The 15,359-nt window shown below is 65.2% G+C and carries 13 protein-coding genes and 1 pseudogene; 10 read left to right on the top strand and 4 right to left on the bottom strand.

The window, feature by feature from the left end:
- The 8 genes from B3H64_RS07825 to B3H64_RS07790 form a co-directional block, all read left to right on the top strand.
- A partial coding sequence (locus B3H64_RS07825) for a hypothetical protein (protein ID WP_286734259.1) occupies positions 1-881 on the top strand: 881 nt, incomplete at its 5' end.
- Positions 882-949: 68 nt separating this feature from the next.
- A complete protein-coding gene (locus tag B3H64_RS07820; RefSeq protein ID WP_050618555.1) occupies positions 950-1,984 on the top strand; it encodes an FAD:protein FMN transferase in 1,035 nt (344 codons plus the stop codon).
- Positions 1,985-1,999: 15 nt separating this feature from the next.
- Positions 2,000-3,310, top strand: a complete 1,311-nt coding sequence (gene rsxC / locus B3H64_RS07815) for an electron transport complex subunit RsxC (RefSeq protein ID WP_050618554.1) — start codon at positions 2,000-2,002, stop codon at positions 3,308-3,310.
- Entirely contained in the window at positions 3,307-4,278 is a 972-nt protein-coding gene (locus tag B3H64_RS07810; RefSeq protein ID WP_050618553.1) for an RnfABCDGE type electron transport complex subunit D, read from the top strand. The genes rsxC and B3H64_RS07810 overlap by 4 nt, the downstream gene beginning before the upstream one ends.
- Complete coding sequence (locus tag B3H64_RS07805) at positions 4,275-4,811, top strand: FMN-binding protein (RefSeq protein WP_238073618.1); 537 nt, start codon at positions 4,275-4,277, stop codon at positions 4,809-4,811. Before B3H64_RS07810 ends, B3H64_RS07805 begins: the two co-directional genes overlap by 4 nt.
- Positions 4,811-5,251, top strand: coding sequence for a hypothetical protein (locus B3H64_RS07800; protein ID WP_050618551.1), 441 nt, complete (start codon positions 4,811-4,813; stop codon positions 5,249-5,251). The genes B3H64_RS07805 and B3H64_RS07800 overlap by 1 nt, the downstream gene beginning before the upstream one ends.
- Before the next feature lie 164 nt (positions 5,252-5,415).
- Positions 5,416-6,168: a glucosamine-6-phosphate deaminase gene (gene nagB, locus B3H64_RS07795; RefSeq protein WP_050618550.1), complete on the top strand. Its 753-nt coding sequence runs from the start codon at positions 5,416-5,418 to the stop codon at positions 6,166-6,168.
- Positions 6,169-6,643: 475 nt separating this feature from the next.
- Entirely contained in the window at positions 6,644-7,765 is a 1,122-nt protein-coding gene (locus B3H64_RS07790; RefSeq protein WP_050619598.1) for an ABC transporter ATP-binding protein, read from the top strand.
- Between the two features lie 39 nt (positions 7,766-7,804).
- Here the strand turns inward: B3H64_RS07790 and B3H64_RS07785 are convergent, their stop codons facing one another.
- The 4 genes and pseudogenes from B3H64_RS07785 to B3H64_RS07770 all read right to left on the bottom strand — a co-directional run.
- Positions 7,805-10,168: a homocysteine S-methyltransferase family protein gene (locus B3H64_RS07785; protein WP_414653483.1), complete on the bottom strand. Its 2,364-nt coding sequence runs from the start codon at positions 10,166-10,168 to the stop codon at positions 7,805-7,807.
- 1 nt (position 10,169) lies between these two features.
- Entirely contained in the window at positions 10,170-10,832 is a 663-nt protein-coding gene (locus tag B3H64_RS07780) for a hypothetical protein (protein WP_050618548.1), read from the bottom strand.
- A gap of 9 nt (positions 10,833-10,841) precedes the next feature.
- Positions 10,842-11,711, bottom strand: a complete 870-nt coding sequence (metF, locus tag B3H64_RS07775) for a methylenetetrahydrofolate reductase [NAD(P)H] (protein WP_050618547.1) — start codon at positions 11,709-11,711, stop codon at positions 10,842-10,844.
- A 129-nt stretch (positions 11,712-11,840) separates the two neighbouring features.
- Positions 11,841-12,704: pseudogene (locus B3H64_RS07770) on the bottom strand (NAD(P)-dependent oxidoreductase); the annotation flags it as partial.
- Between the two features lie 199 nt (positions 12,705-12,903).
- Between B3H64_RS07770 and B3H64_RS07765 the strand changes: the two are divergent.
- Both B3H64_RS07765 and B3H64_RS07760 read left to right on the top strand, forming a co-directional pair.
- A complete protein-coding gene (locus tag B3H64_RS07765; protein WP_286734252.1) occupies positions 12,904-14,202 on the top strand; it encodes a hypothetical protein in 1,299 nt (432 codons plus the stop codon).
- A gap of 35 nt (positions 14,203-14,237) precedes the next feature.
- Positions 14,238-15,359 carry an SLC13 family permease gene (locus B3H64_RS07760; RefSeq protein ID WP_286734250.1) on the top strand — a complete coding sequence of 374 codons (1,122 nt, stop codon included), beginning with the start codon at positions 14,238-14,240 and terminating at the stop codon, positions 15,357-15,359.

Genomic DNA, 15,359 nt, shown 5'->3' with positions numbered 1-15,359 from the left:
TGGCCAAGAGCAAGGACGCCTCCGCCGAGGGCGACGGCCAGGCCCAGGCCAATGTGTCTCTGGTGGCCGTCACGGTGGGTGACGACGGCGTGATCGACGCCTGCGTGATTGACGCCATCCAGGCCAAGATCGGCTTTGACGCCGCCGGCAAGCTGACGACCGACCCCGCCACTTCCTTTGCCAGCAAGAATGAACTGGGCGCCGATTACGGTATGGGCAAGGCCTCCTCCATCGGCAAGGAGTGGAACGAGCAGGCCGCCGCCATGGCGGAGTACGCCGTAGGCAAGACGGTGGAGGAGCTCAAGGGCGTCGCCGTCAACGCCGACGGCCAGGCCACTGACGCCGACCTGGCCGCCTCCGTCACCCTGTCCATCACCGATTTCATCGCCGGCATTGAGCGCGCGGTAAACAACGCCGAGCATCTGGGCGCCCGGAAGGGCGACAAGCTGGCCCTGACCTCCGTCACCAACATGGCCAAGAGCAAGGACGCCTCCGCCGAGGGCGACGGCCTGGCTCAGGCCTACGCCACCGTGGCCGCCGTCACCCTGAACGGAGACACCGTCACGAGCTGCTTCATCGACGCCGTCCAGGCAAATGTGAAGTTCGACGCCGCCGGCAAGATCACCACCGACCTGACCGCCGCGCAGCCCTCTAAGAATGAGCTGGGCGATGCCTACGGCATGAAAAAGGCGTCCTCCATCGGCAAGGAGTGGTATGAGCAGGCTGCCGCCTTCAGCGCCTATGTCACGGGCAAGACCGTGTCCGAGGTGAGCGGCATTGCCGTGGACGACCACGAGAGCCCCACCGACGCCGATCTGGCCGCCTCCGTCACCATCGGCATCGGCGAGTTCCAGACCCTCATCGAGAAGGCCGCAGCCTGAGCCAATTGCTTTTCCCGATGGGGAGGGCCCCATGGGCCCTCCCCATCGCTGTCTGAAAGGGGAGCGCTATGAACAAACGCCTGCTGTCCCTGATGCTGGCGGCGCTGCTGGCGCTGTCCGGCTGCTCCGCGCGGGCGGAGGAGGAGGGACCCAAACGCTACGAGGCCAGTTTCCTCACCCTCTTTGACACCGTCACCACCGTGGTGGGCTACGCCCGGCGGGAGGAGGATTTCCGGGCCGCCGCCCAGGAGCTCCACGACCAGCTTTTGGAGTACCACCGGCTGTTTGACATCTACAACAGCTATGAGGGCGTGAGCAACCTCAAGACCGTCAACGACGGCGCCGGGGGCGCGGCGGTGCAGGTGGACCGGAGGATCGTCGATCTGCTGCTTTTCTGCCGGGAGCTGTATGAGGACACCGGCGGCCGGGTGAACGTGGTCCTGGGCAGCGTGCTGTCCCTGTGGCACGAGGCCCGGAACGCCGGCGTGGAGGACCCGGAGCACGCCGCTCTGCCCGGCGCCGCCGCCCTGGCGGAGGCGGGGGAGCACACCGGCTTTGACGCGCTGGTCATCGATGAGGCGGCCTCCACCGTCCGCCTCACCGATCCCGCCGCCCGGCTGGACGTGGGGGCGGTGGCCAAGGGGTACGCCGTGGAGCAGGTTTGCCGGAACGCTCCGGCCGGACTGCTCATCAGCGTGGGGGGAAACGTCCGGGCCACCGGCCCCAAGCCGGTGGAGAACGCGCCCTGGGTGGTGGGGGTGCAGAATCCGGACGGGGAGAAAGGGGACTACCTTCACACCGTCTATGTTCAGGATGTGTCGGTGGTCACCAGCGGGGATTATCAGCGCTATTATACGGTGGACGGCGTGCGTTACCACCACATCATCGACCCGGACACCCTGTATCCTGCCGCCCGCTGGCGGGCGGTCACCGTCCTGTGCCCCGACTCCGGCCTGGCCGACGCCCTCTCCACCGCTCTGTTTACCCTCCCCCAGGCGGAGGGCCAGGCCCTGCTGGACCGCTGTGGAGCGGAGGCCATGTGGGTGGACCTGGATGGGGAATTGCGTTACAGCCCTGGATTTTCCGATTACATCCGAACTTGATTTTGAGGTGAAAGCATGAAACACCTGTTTTTCGGCGGCGTCCATCCGGCGGACCGCAAGGAACTGACCGGCCGGGGCATCCCGGCCCCGGCTCCCATTCCCGCTCAGGTGGTCATCCCCCTGCGCCAGCACATCGGCGCACCCTGCACCCCCCTGGTGAAGCCCGGCGACACCGTGGGACTGGGCCAGAAGCTGGGAGACGGGGAGGGCCTGTGCGTGCCCGTCCACGCCTCGGTTTCCGGCCTGGTGACGGCGGTGGAGCCCCGCCCCCATCCCGGCGGCGGCCAGGTGCTGTCGGTGGTCATTGAAAACGACTACCAGGATACGCCCGCCTCAGCGCTGGAGCCCCATCTGGACCTCTCCGGCCTGACCAAGGAGGAGATCGTCTCCATCATTGGGGAGGCGGGCATCGTCGGCATGGGCGGCGCCACCTTCCCCACCGACGTAAAGACGGTGGCCGGCATGGGCCGGGTGGACACCCTCATTGCCAACGCCTGTGAGTGCGAGCCCTACATCACCGCCGACGACGCGCTGCTGTGCACCTATCCCGAGCAGGTGCTGCGGGGAATGGGGGCGCTGATGGCGGTGCTGGAGCCCAAGCGGGCGGTACTGGCGGTGGAGGACAACAAGTCCGAGGCCGTCGGTATCCTGAAAAAACAGATGGAGACCTTCCCCGGCATAGAACTGCTGATCCTGCCCACCCGTTACCCCCAGGGGGCGGAGAAGCAGCTCATTCAGGCCGTCACCGGGCGGCAGGTGCCCCCCGGCGCTCTGCCGAAGGACGTGGGCTGCGCGGTGTTCAATGCGGCCACCTTCGCTTCGATCTACAAAGCGGTGTACGAGGGGGAGCCGGTGACCCGGCGCATCGTCACCGTCACTGGAGAGGGGGTGCGGGAGCCGAAAAACCTCATCGTTCGCATCGGCACCCCGTTTTCGGAGGTCATTGCTGCCGCGGGCGGGCTGACCGGCGACGTGTGGAAGGTCCTCTCCGGCGGTCCCATGATGGGCGTGGCGCAGGCTGACCTGGCCGTCCCGGTGGTCAAGGGCACCAATGCGGTACTCTGCCTGTCCCGGGCACAGGACCGAGAGGGGGCGCACCCCCAGTGCATCCGCTGCGCGAAATGCGTGACGGCCTGCCCCATGAGCCTCCAGCCCCTGTACCTCTACCGCTTCGAGCAGGCGGGAGACCTGACCGCTCTGAGACGGCTGAATCTCACCGACTGTATCGAGTGCGGCTGCTGCGCCTATGTCTGCCCCGGACGGCTCCCGCTGGTGGAGTCCTTCCGGGCGGGAAAACGAGCCGTGAAGGAGGAGAATGCCTCATGAACCTGACCGTGACGGCCTCCCCCCACATCCGGGGGAGGGAGAGCACCGGGCGCATCATGCGCGACGTGCTCATCGCTCTCGTGCCCGCCCTGGCGGCGGGGACCTGGGCCTACGGCCCACGGGCCTTCCTGCTGACGGCGGTGACCGTTCTGGCCTGCTTGGCGTCCGAGGGGCTGTTCCGGGTGCTGACCCGGCAGCACAACACCCTGCCCGACGGCTCCGCCGCCGTCACCGGCGTCCTGCTGGCCATGACCCTCCCCGCCACCGCGCCCTACTGGCTGGCGGCTCTGGGCGGCGTGTTCGCTGTGGTGGCGGTCAAGGGCCTGTGCGGTGGGCTGGGACAGAATATCTTCAACCCGGCCCTGGCGGCCCGGGCCTTCCTGCTGATGCTGTGGCCGTCCTGGCTGGTGCGCTTTGCCGCCCCCGGCGCGGAGCTGCCCCTGTTGGGCTCCGCCGCGGAGGCGGCCACCTCGGCCACCCCGCTCCACCACATGCAGATGCCCGCTCTGCCCGAAACGCCGCTTCTGGACCTGTTCCTGGGCAATGTGGCCGGCTGCATCGGAGAGGCCTCTGCCCTGGCGCTGCTCCTGGGCGGAGTTTATCTGGTGGCGCGAAAGGTCATTTCTCCCCGCATTCCCGTGGCCTACCTGGGCTCTGTGGCCCTGCTGACCCTGGCATTTTCCAAGGGGGAGGACCCGCTGCAGTGGATGCTCTACAGCCTATTCGGCGGCGGCGTGATGCTGGGGGCCATCTTCATGGCCACCGACTACGCCACCTCGCCGGCCACGCCCCGCGGCCAGCTTCTCTATGGAGTGGGCTGCGGCGTGCTGACGGTGCTCTTCCGCTACAACGGACTGTTCCCTGGCGGAGTGACCTATGCCATTCTGCTGATGAACGCCGCCGTGTGGCTCATCGACCGTTATACCGCGCCCCGTCGCTTCGGCGCGGTGAAAGGAGGGGCGGCATGAAAGAGCTTTTACGACCGATAGCCGCCATTGCCCTCTCGGCACTGGTGCTGCTTGGGGCCGCCGCCGCCCTGCGCCCGGTGGCGGAGCGGAACCGGGCGGCCGAGCGGGAGGCCATGATGGCCCGCCTTCTGCCCGGCGGCTCCGGCTTTGTCCCGGAGGAATACACCGGAGAGGACGAGAACATCCGGGCCGTCTATGGGGCGGATGCGGGCTATGTGATTGAGACCGTCACCGCCGGCTATGCGGGGGACGTGACGCTCCTGGTGGGCGTGGGCAAGGACGGCGGCGTGACCGGCGTAGTGGTCCGGGACCTGCATGAGACCTATGGCCTGGGCCGGGAGGCCCTGACCGACACCGCCTTCCTGGGCCAGTTCCTGGGCACGGCGGGGGAGGCGTCGGTGGGGAAGGACATCGAAGCCCTCACCGGGGCCACGGTGACCTCCAAGGCCATCGCCAAGGGGGTCAACTCGGCGGCGGCCTTCGTCACCGGGGCGGATGTGTCCTCCAGCGCGACGGAATGGGGGGATTGGTAATGGAACGGAATCGCAGCCTGCTGCTCAATGTGATTTTGGCCGCCGTGGTCGGTCTGGCCTGCCTGTGTGTGCTGCTGTGGAGGACCTTTGCGCCTGCCACAGTTCTGCCGGAGCTGAACGTTCCGGTGGTGACGGCCCTCTCCCTGGCCGCGCTGGTTGTGGAGCGCTATCTGGCTCCGGGCGCCAGGCGGGCGTGGGTCCCCCTGATCCTGCTGGGCGGGGTTACCCTCGGTCTGCTGCCCTGGTGCGCCGGGCTGGTGAGCGCCGCCCAGGCGCTGGAGCTGTGCCTGCTGGGCGGGGCAGTCTTTGCTGTAACCGCCATGCTCTATACCTCCATGGCAGACCGCCTGTCCTCCGGCCCGGTGTGCCGGGCCGCGCCGGTCCTCAGCGCATTCCTCCTGTTTCTGGCCGGCCAGTGCCTCACCGGCCTGCTGCTGTAAGACAAAAGTGGGCCCCGGATGCGCCGCGCATCCGGGGCCCTTTTGCACATATGCCGCAGGATAAGTTGACGGGGATGGAGGAAATGGTATATGCTAATGAAAAGTGCGCAAAAGGAGCGCACCATAGGAGCGTCAAATACTGTAAATAAAGGAGTCATACTGCCATGCGGATCTACCAGTCGGAGGATTATCAGGCGATGAGCCGCCGAGCGGCCAATATTCTCTCCGCCCATGTGATTTTGAAGCCGGACTGTGTCCTGGGGCTTGCCACCGGGTCCACCCCCATTGGAGCCTACCAGCAGCTCATCGAATGGTACCGCAAGGGCGACCTCAGCTTTGCCGAGACCCGGACGGTCAATCTGGACGAATATTGCGGCCTGGCCCCCACTCATGAGCAGAGCTACCGCCGTTTCATGCAGACGAATTTCTTCGACCACATTGACGTCCGGCCGGAGAACACCCATGTGCCCAACGGCCTGGCGGAGGACCCGGAGGCCGAATGCGCCCGGTACAACCGGGTCATCCAGAAGCTGGGGGGCATCGACCTGCAGCTTCTGGGCATGGGGCACAACGGGCATATCGGTTTCAACGAGCCGGGCCACACCTTTGAGCTGGAGACCCATGCGGTGGACCTGTCCCAGACCACCATCGATGCCAACGCCCGGTTCTTTGCCTCCCGGGAGGACGTGCCGCGGCGGGCGCTGACCATGGGCATCAAGAACATCATGCAGGCCCGGCGCATTTTGGTGGTGGTCAGCGGGGAGGACAAGGCGGAGATCGTGTGCCGGGCCTTCCGGGGGCCAGTGACCCCTCAGGTGCCCGCCTCAATCCTCCAGCTCCATCCCGACGTGACGCTGGTGGGGGATCGGGCGGCGCTCCACGCGCTGGTAGAAGCCGGGGAAACGGTATGCGGATAACCGGCGGCCGGCGGCTTGGTAAAGCTGGTGCCGGTAGCCCCGGAGCGCGCCGGCGCCCTGGACTTTATCCGTACGGTTGTGTCCATGGGCGCCCCTCTGACCGCGGCGGTGAAGGCTGCCGCCGTCAATCCGGCCTGGGCATCGGCATCTACAGCCGGGTGGGCAGCCTGGAAACCGGGAAACGGGCCAATTGGGCCATTCTGGACAAAAATATGGGACTGAGAAATATTGTTTGCGGTGGAAATATCCGCTGAGATATGGTATCATCCGTTCAGGGCCGGGTGCACGGCCCACGAAACAGGCCCCGCTCCGCTACTCCTACCTCATAGCGCCGCGGGAGCCGTAAAAAAGGAGGAGACCAGCTCCGCCGGGCCGGCGGTGCGGCAGTGTGGAGACCTGCCGTAACGTCCATGGAGGTTCGCTCTTCATGGGCGAGGGGGACTTTGCGGAGGCATGGCCCTTACGGCCCAGGTACATGGCAACTGTGACCCTGAAGAACGTAAAAAAGATTTACGACAACAAGGTGACGGCGGTTCACGACTTCAATCTGGAGATCGCGGACAAGGAATTCATCGTGCTGGTAGGCCCCTCGGGATGCGGCAAATCCACCACGCTGCGGATGGTGGCCGGTCTGGAGGAGATCAGCGAGGGCGACCTGTTCATCGGTGAAAAGCGGATGAACGACGTGGAGCCCAAGGACCGGGATATCGCCATGGTCTTCCAGAGCTATGCCCTGTATCCCCACATGACCGTGTACGAAAACATGGCTTTCGCCCTGAAGCTGCGCAAGCTGCCCAAGGAGGAGATCGACAAAAAGGTTCGGGAGGCCGCCGAGATCCTGGACATCACCAGCTATCTGGACCGCAAGCCAAAGGCCCTGTCCGGCGGCCAGCGGCAGCGGGTGGCCATCGGTCGGGCCATCGTCCGCAACCCCCAGGTGTTCCTCATGGACGAGCCCCTGTCCAACCTGGACGCCAAGCTGCGCAACCAGATGCGGGCCGAGATCATCAAGCTCCGCCAGCGCATCGACACCACCTTCATCTATGTCACCCATGACCAGACCGAGGCCATGACGCTGGGTGACCGCATCGTCATCATGAAGGACGGCTACATCATGCAGATCGGCACGCCCCAGGAGGTGTTTGAGCACCCGGCCAACATCTTTGTGGCGGGCTTCATCGGCTCTCCCCAGATGAACTTTTTTGACGCCCGGCTCCAAAAGACCGGCGCGGGCTACCAGGCGGCTGTGGCCGGGGCGGTGATGCCGCTGTCGGACCGAATCCAGCAGAGGCTGGCAGAAAAGGGGTACGGCGACCAGGACGTGATTCTGGGCATCCGTCCGGAGCACATTGCCTTTGCCCTGACGCCGGGGGAGCACTTTGTAGCCGCCAAGGTGGACGTGTCCGAGATGATGGGCAGCGAGATTCACCTCCACGTCACCACCCAGGACAGCAAAGACGTGGTCCTGCGGGTCCCCACCACCGAGCTGTCTGAGGAGCTCCGGGGCGGACTGGGCTATGGGACGCCCATCTATTTCACATTCCGGGAGGACCTGGTCCATCTCTTCGACCCGAAGAGCGAGGAGAATCTGCTGTAACGACAGAAAAAGGACCGTGTGCATGCACACGGTCCTTTTTTATCCGAAAATGCGCTTGGCGATGTCCACGCTTTCCTTGGCGTCGCCGGAATAGAAGTCGGCGCCCATTTTCCGGGCGTAGTCCGGGGTCAGAACGGCGCCTCCCACCATCACCCGGCAGGAGAGCCCCTCCTCATGGAGAAGGGTAATGGTCTTTTCCATGCTGCCCAGGGTGGTGGTCATGAGGGCGGACAGCCCCACCAGCGGCGCCTCATGCCGCCGGACGGCTTCTGCCACGGCGGCAGGGTCCACGTCCCGGCCCAGGTCCACCACGGTGTAGCCGTAGTTTTCCAGCAGTACCTTGACGATGTTTTTGCCGATATCGTGGATGTCCCCCTGGACGGTGGCCAGCACGATGGTGCCGCGGCTGGCGGTCTCGCCGCCGCTGTCGGAGGATAGGCGCTCCCGCACCACCTCAAAGGCGGCCTGCGCGGCTCCCGCGGCTTGAATGAGCTGAGGAAGGAAGATACGGCCCGCCTCGAAATCAGCCCCCACCTTGTCCAGGGCAGGGATCAGCACGCCGTTGACCACCTCCATGGGGGCCGTCGTCTCCAGCAGGGCCCGGGCGGCGGCGTGAGCCTCGCCCTTCAGACCATGAATGACGGTGTCCGCCAGGCTGCGTCCGGCAGCCGGGGCGGGAGAGGGCGCGGCTGGGGTCCCGCCATAGGCGGCGATAAATGCTTTGGCGTCGGCGTCCTGATTGGTCAGCAGGTGATAGCAGCGCACGGCGGCGGTCATAGCCTCCACATTGGGATTGAGGATGGGCAGGTCCAGTCCGTGGGTCATGGCCATGGTGAGAAAATTCTGGTTAATCAGGGGTCGGCCGGGCAGTCCGAAGGAGATGTTGGACACCCCCAGTACGGTCTTAAGTCCCAGCTTCTCCTTGACCAGCGCCACCGCCTTCAGCGTCTCGGCGGCGGCCTGGGGCTCGGCGGAGACGGTAAGGGTCAGGCAGTCGATGTAGACGTCCTCCCGCCGGATGCCGTAGGTGAGGGCCTTGTCCAGGATATGCCGGGCCACCGCGAGGCGCTCTTCCGCGGTTTTGGGGATGCCGTCCCGGTCCAGCGTGAGGCCCACCACCGCCGCGCCATATTTTTTCACCAGGGGGAGTAGGGCATCCAGCACCTGGTCGTCTCCGTTCACCGAGTTGACGATGGGTTTGCCGTTGTAAGCGCGCAGACCGGCTTCCAGAGCCTGCCGGTCGGAGGAATCCAACTGGAGGGGGGCGTCCGTGACTCCCTGGAGGGCCTTGACCGTCCGCACCATCATGGCGGGCTCGTCGATCTCAGGCAGGCCCACATTGACGTCCAGAAGGTCGGCCCCCGCCCCGGTTTGCTGCAGGGCCTGGTCCAGGATGTAATCCATGTCCTCCCGGAGCAAGGCCTCCTTGAAGCGCTTTTTCCCGGTGGGGTTGATGCGCTCGCCGATAATGCGGACCCGGTCCACGGACACCGTCCGGGTGCCGCTGCACACCGCCGCGGGGACCTGGGGGAGGGAACGCCGGTAGGTGAGCTTATCCAGCCGTTTCCCCGTCAGGGCGATATAGGCGGGATCGGTGCCGCAGCATCCGCCCAGGCACTTGACCCCCAGCCGGGCCAGGTCAGCCATGCTGTCTGCAAACTCTTCCGGTGTAATGTCATATCCCTTGCCGCCGGGGTCGGGGAGCCCGGCGTTGGGCTGGGCCACCAGGGGCAGCGAGGTCCAGCGGGCCAGCTCCTCCAGCAGCGCCGGAAACTCCCGGGGCCCCAGAGAGCAGTTGACACCGATGGCGTCGGCTCCCAGGCCCTCCAGGGTCAGGGCCATGGAGGGAAGATCGCAGCCCAGGAAGGTGCGCCGGTTGTCCTCAAAGGTCATGGTACAGATCACTGGGAGACTGGAATTTTCCTTTACAGCCAGAAGGGCGGCCTTGACCTCATAGAGGTCGGTCATGGTCTCCAGCAGCACCAGGTCGGCGCCGGCTTTGGCGCCGGCCCGGACCATCTGAGCGAAGCAGTCGTAGGCATCGTCAAAGCGCAGGGTGCCGGTAGGCTCCAGAAGCTGGCCCAACGGGCCGATGTCCAGAGCCACCAGGGCGCGGTCTCCTACGGCCTGCCGGGCCAGACTCACATTGGCGGCGATGACTGCCTCAGGCGTGCAGCCGGTGCCCGCCAGCTTAAGGGCGCTGGCCCCAAAGGTATTGGCAGTGGCGACCTGAGCTCCGGCGGCCAGATACGCCCGGTGGATTTCCAGCAGCCAGTCCGGATGCTCCAGGCCGGCCAGCTCGGGGGCCATGCCCACCGGCAGTCCCTTGCGCTGGAGCATGGTGCCCATGGCTCCGTCCAGACGGACAAAGCCGGGCGCGTTCAAGAGCGTTCGAAAGTCCACATCAAATACTCTCCTTGCATTGAAATTTACAGCGGTCCCGGAAGGTGCAGGAGGCGCAGCCTCGCTTCTGGGGGGAAATCTCGCCGTCGGAGATGCCCAGAACGGCGGTCACCGATTTGCGGGGGGTGAGGATGTGGCGGTCAGTGGCGCACAGCCCCACGCGCCGGGGGGCGTCCAGCAGCCGGAGAATGGGGTCCTGGAGCTCGATGGGCAGATCCCCGTAGCCCGGACTGAACCGGAAGGGAAAGGAGCAGCCGGGGAACCGGGCCCGGATCTCCGCCTCCGCCAGGTCGCAGACGGCTTCGACGGCGGCGGTGGCACAGCAGTCCAGCGCAACGGCGGCGGCCAGGTCCTCGGCCTGGGCCCGGCGCAGCAGGGCGTCCACCGGGGCGGAGAGGGTGGCGGCCAGAAGGGCTGCCCGGGAACAGCCGCGCAGATGGGCGGCCAGGTCCCGGCCGGGCAGCAGGAGCCCGCAGTCCAGCCGTACCCCGTCGGTCTGAACGGCGAGGCCGAAGACCCGGTACGTCCACTTGGGCCGGGCGGCGGCGAGCAGCCGGGCGGAACAGCCTTCCACCAGGGCCAGAGTGGCCGGGTCCTCCGTGCCGGGGCAGCCCAGATAGCGCAGGACCTCTTCCCGGGGGATGTGTGTCAGAGTGATGTCCATAGAGAAGCCTCACACGGTGAACAGCGTGGAGACCCGATCGAAGATGGCGCGGGCTACCCCTGCGTTGTTCATGGTGTAAAGGTGGATACCCTCCACGCCGCTGGCCACCAGATCGGAGATCTGGTCAATGGCATAGGCGATGCCCGCGTCCCGCAGGGCCGCCGGGTGGTCGCCGTAGCGGCTGAGCATCCGGGCCAGCTTCTTGGGGATGCTGGCGCCGCAGAGGTAGACCATACGCTCGATCTGGCTTTTGTTGAGCACCGGCATGATGCCCGCCTGGATGGGCACGTTGATCCCGGCGATGCGGGCCTTTTCGCGGAAATCGTAAAAGTCGTCGTTGTCGAAGAAGAGCTGGGAGACCAGATGCTCCGCCCCGGCGTCCACCTTCTTTTTCAGGTTAAGGATGTCGCTGACCATGTCGGGGCTCTCGATGTGGCCCTCCGGATAGCAGGCCCCGGAGAGGTGGAAGCTGTTGTCACGGCTCTTGATGAACGCAATGAGCTGGCTGGCGTACTGAAAATCTGTCTTGGGGGGGTGGTTTGGGTCCATGTCTCCCCGCAGGGCCAGGATGTTTTCAATGCCCATGGCTTTCAGACCGTCCAGCAGCCCGGCCACCTCGTCCCGGGTATAGTTGACGCAGGACAGGTGGGCCACCGAGGGGATGTGGTACTGGTCCTGGATGGCGGCGGCAATGCGGCCGGTCAGATTGTCTCCGGCGGAGCCGCCCGCTCCAAAGGTGACGCTGATGTAGTCGGGGCGGAGGTCCTGAAGCTGATCCAGGGTTCGGTAGACGGTTTCAATGGGGCTGGTCTTTTTCGGTGGGAATACTTCACAGGAGAAAACCACAGATTTCTCCTGAAAGAGCCGTGCAATGCTCATGGGCGCGTCTCCTTTCGAATGAGGCTCCACAAAAGATAAAACAGTATACTACAAATTTTGCGCAGGCGCAATCAAAATAAAAAGCCGGACCTCAAAAGAGGTCCGGCGGGAGACGGTCATAAAAGCGTTTCAGTCCTTCCGGTACCAGCGAATCAGGGCCTGGGTACCCAGGTCGCCTTCCCCGGCGGCCTCCAGTTCCTGATACTCCGAAAGGACCTGCCGCAGCACGGGCAGCTCCCCCGCGCCCTGGCTGGCGGCGATCGTCATGTCCTTGATGAAATGCTTGAGGAAGAAGCCGGGGGCGTAGTCCTCCGCCATCATTTTGGGGCACACGTTGCTCATCTGCCAGCTTCCGGCGGCGCCCTGGCTGATGCTGTCCAGCATCTTCCGGGTGTCCAGCCCCATATGCTCAGCGTAGGAGAGCGCCTCACACACGCCGGAGACCGCCCCGGCAATGGCGATCTGGTTGGCCATCTTGGTGTGCTGGCCGAAGCCGGCGGGGCCTTCGTAAAGGATGCTCTTGCCCATGGCCTGGAACAGGGGCAGGCAGGCGTCAAAATCGGCCTGCTCGCCGCCCACCATGATGGACAAGGTGCCGTTTTTGGCCCCAGTGTCCCCGCCGGAGACCGGCGCGTCCAAGGCATGGAGTCCACGGGCGGAAGCTTCGCCATAGATGCGCTGGGACAGCTTGGGATCGGTGGTGGTCATGTCGATGAGGTAGGTCCCGGCTCCGGCGCTGGAGAGAATGCCGCCCGGGCCAAAGTAGACCTCCTCCACGTCCTTCGGATAGCCCACCATGGTGATGACCGCATCGCAGCCGGCCACGCAGTCTGGGATGGTATCGTGCCAGACCGCGCCGGTCTCTGCCAGGAAATCAGCGAGCTTGTTCTTGCTGCGGGAATAGACCTGCACATGGAAGCCTGCTTGGAGCAGGTTTTTCACCATGCCCCGGCCCATGACGCCCACACCGATGAAGGCGACTTTTTTCATATGGTATCGCTCCTTTCGCCGGGACTGCGGCCCCGGCTGTTACTGGTAAAAGTATACCATAAACTGCGGTGAGTGCCAACAAAAAAAGAAAGGACACGATTGCCTTGCCTGCGGGAGAAAAATAGGGTAAAATGGGTGAGTACATATCAAGCATACAAGGGCGCGGCTTGGCCGCCGTCTCATTGGATGGAGGTGCGTTTCCATGCGTGCTGTTTCCCACCGCGCGGATGAATTTCTGAAAAAATACCACATGAGGCCGGAGGAGATCGCTCTGCACCGGTGTACCCGGAGCTTTTTGGAGGAGATGGGCAGGGGTCTGCGGGGGGAGGAGACCCCTGTCCTGATGCTGCCCACCTATCTGACCTTGGAGGGGGAGCTGCCCCGGGACCGGAGCGTCATTGTGGTGGATGCCGGGGGGACCAACTTCCGCTCCGCAGTGGTTACGATGACCGCCGGCGGGCCGGTGATCGAGGACCTGACGGTCCAGCCCATGCCCGGCTCCCGGGGAGCCGTCACAAAGGAGGCCTTTCTGGACCAGGTGTCAGACATCCTCCTGCCGCTGACGAGGAAGAGCCGCCGGGTGGGCTTGTGCTTCTCCTACGCCGCCGAGATCCTGCCCAACCGGGACGGACGGGTGGTGGCCATCTCCAAGCAGGTGCAGATCACCGGCTCGGAGGGGATGCTGCTGGGAGAGGAAATCTCCGCCGCTCTGGCGGCCAAGGGGGCGCCGGGAGTGGAGTTTGTGGTCCTCAACGACACGGTGGCCGCCGTTTTGGGCGGTGTGGCCGGGTTGGAGGATGAGGTTTTTGACGGCTACGCGGGGCTCATCTATGGTACGGGGGTCAACACCTGCTACTCCGAGCGCCGGGAGAACATCGCCAAGCTGTCCACACCCTGGCCGGCGGCCAGCATGATCATCAATATGGAGTCCGGCGGCTTTTGCGGCGTGCCCCAGGGGACGTTTGACCGGCGTCTGGATGCTGGCAGCATGGATGCGGGGAAGTGCCTTTACGAAAAGATGGTCTCCGGCCGCTACCAGGGCGAGGTGATCTATCACGCGCTGCGGCAGGGGGCGGAGGACGGCCTGTTTTCCTCCGGGCTGGCCGATACCCTCCGGGCGCTGGATGGTCTGGAGCTGGTGGAGGCCGACGCCTTTGCCGCCCGTCCCTACGGCGGCGGGCTGCTCTCCGCGGCCTGCGGTAGTGAGAGGGACCGGGAGCTGGTCTATACCATCATCGACCGCAGCGTGGAGCGGGCGGCCCGGCTGGTGTGCTGCAACCTGGCCGCCGTGCTGGAGCAGGCCGATCTGGGCCGGAGCATCCATCGTCCCGCCTGCGTGGTGGCGGAGGGGTCCACCTTCTATAAGGGCTATCTCTTCCGGCGGAAGCTGGAGCGGCTGTGCCACACGTATATCACGGAAGAGCTGGGCCGTCATCTGGTGTTCCGCCGGGTGGAGAACGCCAATTTACTGGGCACGGCGGCGGCGGCCCTGCTGGCCTGAGAGCCAAGATCGGGAAGAAAAGAGCGAAGGCAGATATGCAAGCCATCCAAGGCAAACGAGTTGTCCCATTTCTCAAGCGCGAGCCGGTACTGACCCTTGCGGCAGTCTGCGCCCTGCTGTCCATGCTGCCGGTGCCGCCGGACAGGGGTTATGCCGCCTATGTGGACCTTCGGGTGCTATGCCTGCTGTTCTGCCTGATGCTGGTGGTGGCCGGGACGGAGGACTGCGGCGTGTTCGCCGTTTTGGCCCAGCGGCTGCTGGCGGGACGCAAGCGCTTCCGCCTGCTGGCTCTGATTCTGGTGCTGCTGCCCTTTTTCAGCTCCATGCTCATCACCAACGATGTCTCGCTCATCACGTTTGTGCCGTTTACTATCCTGGTGCTGGGGCTGATCGGTCGGACCCGGGAGCGCATCTATCTCATTGTCCTCCAGACCGTGGCGGCCAACCTGGGCAGCATGGCCATGCCGGTGGGCAATCCGCAGAATCTGTTTCTCTGCTCCCGATTTCAGATCCCAATGAGAGATTTCTTTTCGACCCTGCTGCCCCTGACCCTGGTGAGTCTGGCGGGGCTGACCGCCGCCGCGCTGTGCACCAGCGGCGATCCCATTCAGGTGGAGTTCCGCGACGTACAGCGGCTGGAGAAGGGGGGGCAGCTCCGGGTCATGGCGGGACTGTTTGCCCTGTGCCTGCTGTCGGTGTTCCGTGTGCTCCACTATGGCGTGCTGACGGCGGTGGTGATCGCGGCGGGACTGGCGGTCAACCGGCAGCTTTTCCGGCGGGTGGACTACGGGCTGCTGGCCACCTTTTTCTGCTTTTTTGTCTTTTCCGGGAATCTGGGCCGCATCGGAGCGGTCCGGGATTGGCTGACCGGCCTTCTGGAGGGACACACCGCCCTGACGGCCGCCCTGGCCAGCCAGGTGGTCAGCAACGTGCCGGCCGCCGTGCTGCTTGCTGGCTTTACCGGGGACTGGCGGGGCCTGCTGGTGGGGACCAACGTGGGGGGACTGGGGACCCCGATCGCTTCCCTGGCCTCTCTGATCTCCTTTCGGGCCTATCTCCGCTCGGAGGGCAGCCGTCCCGGACGGTATCTCGGGGTGTTTACCCTGGCCAATCTGGCGGGGCTGGCCCTGCTGGGCCTGTGCGCCTGGGCGATGTAA

The organism is Intestinimonas sp. UBA1698 (assembly GCF_002320075.1).
Lineage (GTDB): Bacteria > Bacillota > Clostridia > Oscillospirales > Oscillospiraceae > Intestinimonas > Intestinimonas massiliensis.
This window is presented reverse-complemented; position numbering and strand designations above follow the sequence as displayed.

Bases quoted from the DNA above. Each gene is read 5' to 3' on its own strand.
- B3H64_RS07810 (WP_050618553.1), top strand. From the start codon at position 3,307: ATGAACCTGACCGTGACGGCCTCCCCCCACATCCGGGGGAGGGAGAGC.
- B3H64_RS07780 (WP_050618548.1), bottom strand. From the start codon at position 10,832: ATGGACATCACTCTGACACACATCCCCCGGGAAGAGGTCCTGCGCTAT.
- nagB (WP_050618550.1), top strand. From the start codon at position 5,416: ATGCGGATCTACCAGTCGGAGGATTATCAGGCGATGAGCCGCCGAGCG.
- B3H64_RS07800 (WP_050618551.1), top strand. From the start codon at position 4,811: ATGGAACGGAATCGCAGCCTGCTGCTCAATGTGATTTTGGCCGCCGTG.
- B3H64_RS07790 (WP_050619598.1), top strand. From the start codon at position 6,644: ATGGCAACTGTGACCCTGAAGAACGTAAAAAAGATTTACGACAACAAG.
- B3H64_RS07820 (WP_050618555.1), top strand. From the start codon at position 950: ATGAACAAACGCCTGCTGTCCCTGATGCTGGCGGCGCTGCTGGCGCTG.
- B3H64_RS07760 (WP_286734250.1), top strand. From the start codon at position 14,238: ATGCAAGCCATCCAAGGCAAACGAGTTGTCCCATTTCTCAAGCGCGAG.
- rsxC (WP_050618554.1), top strand. From the start codon at position 2,000: ATGAAACACCTGTTTTTCGGCGGCGTCCATCCGGCGGACCGCAAGGAA.
- metF (WP_050618547.1), bottom strand. From the start codon at position 11,711: ATGAGCATTGCACGGCTCTTTCAGGAGAAATCTGTGGTTTTCTCCTGT.
- B3H64_RS07765 (WP_286734252.1), top strand. From the start codon at position 12,904: ATGCGTGCTGTTTCCCACCGCGCGGATGAATTTCTGAAAAAATACCAC.
- B3H64_RS07805 (WP_238073618.1), top strand. From the start codon at position 4,275: ATGAAAGAGCTTTTACGACCGATAGCCGCCATTGCCCTCTCGGCACTG.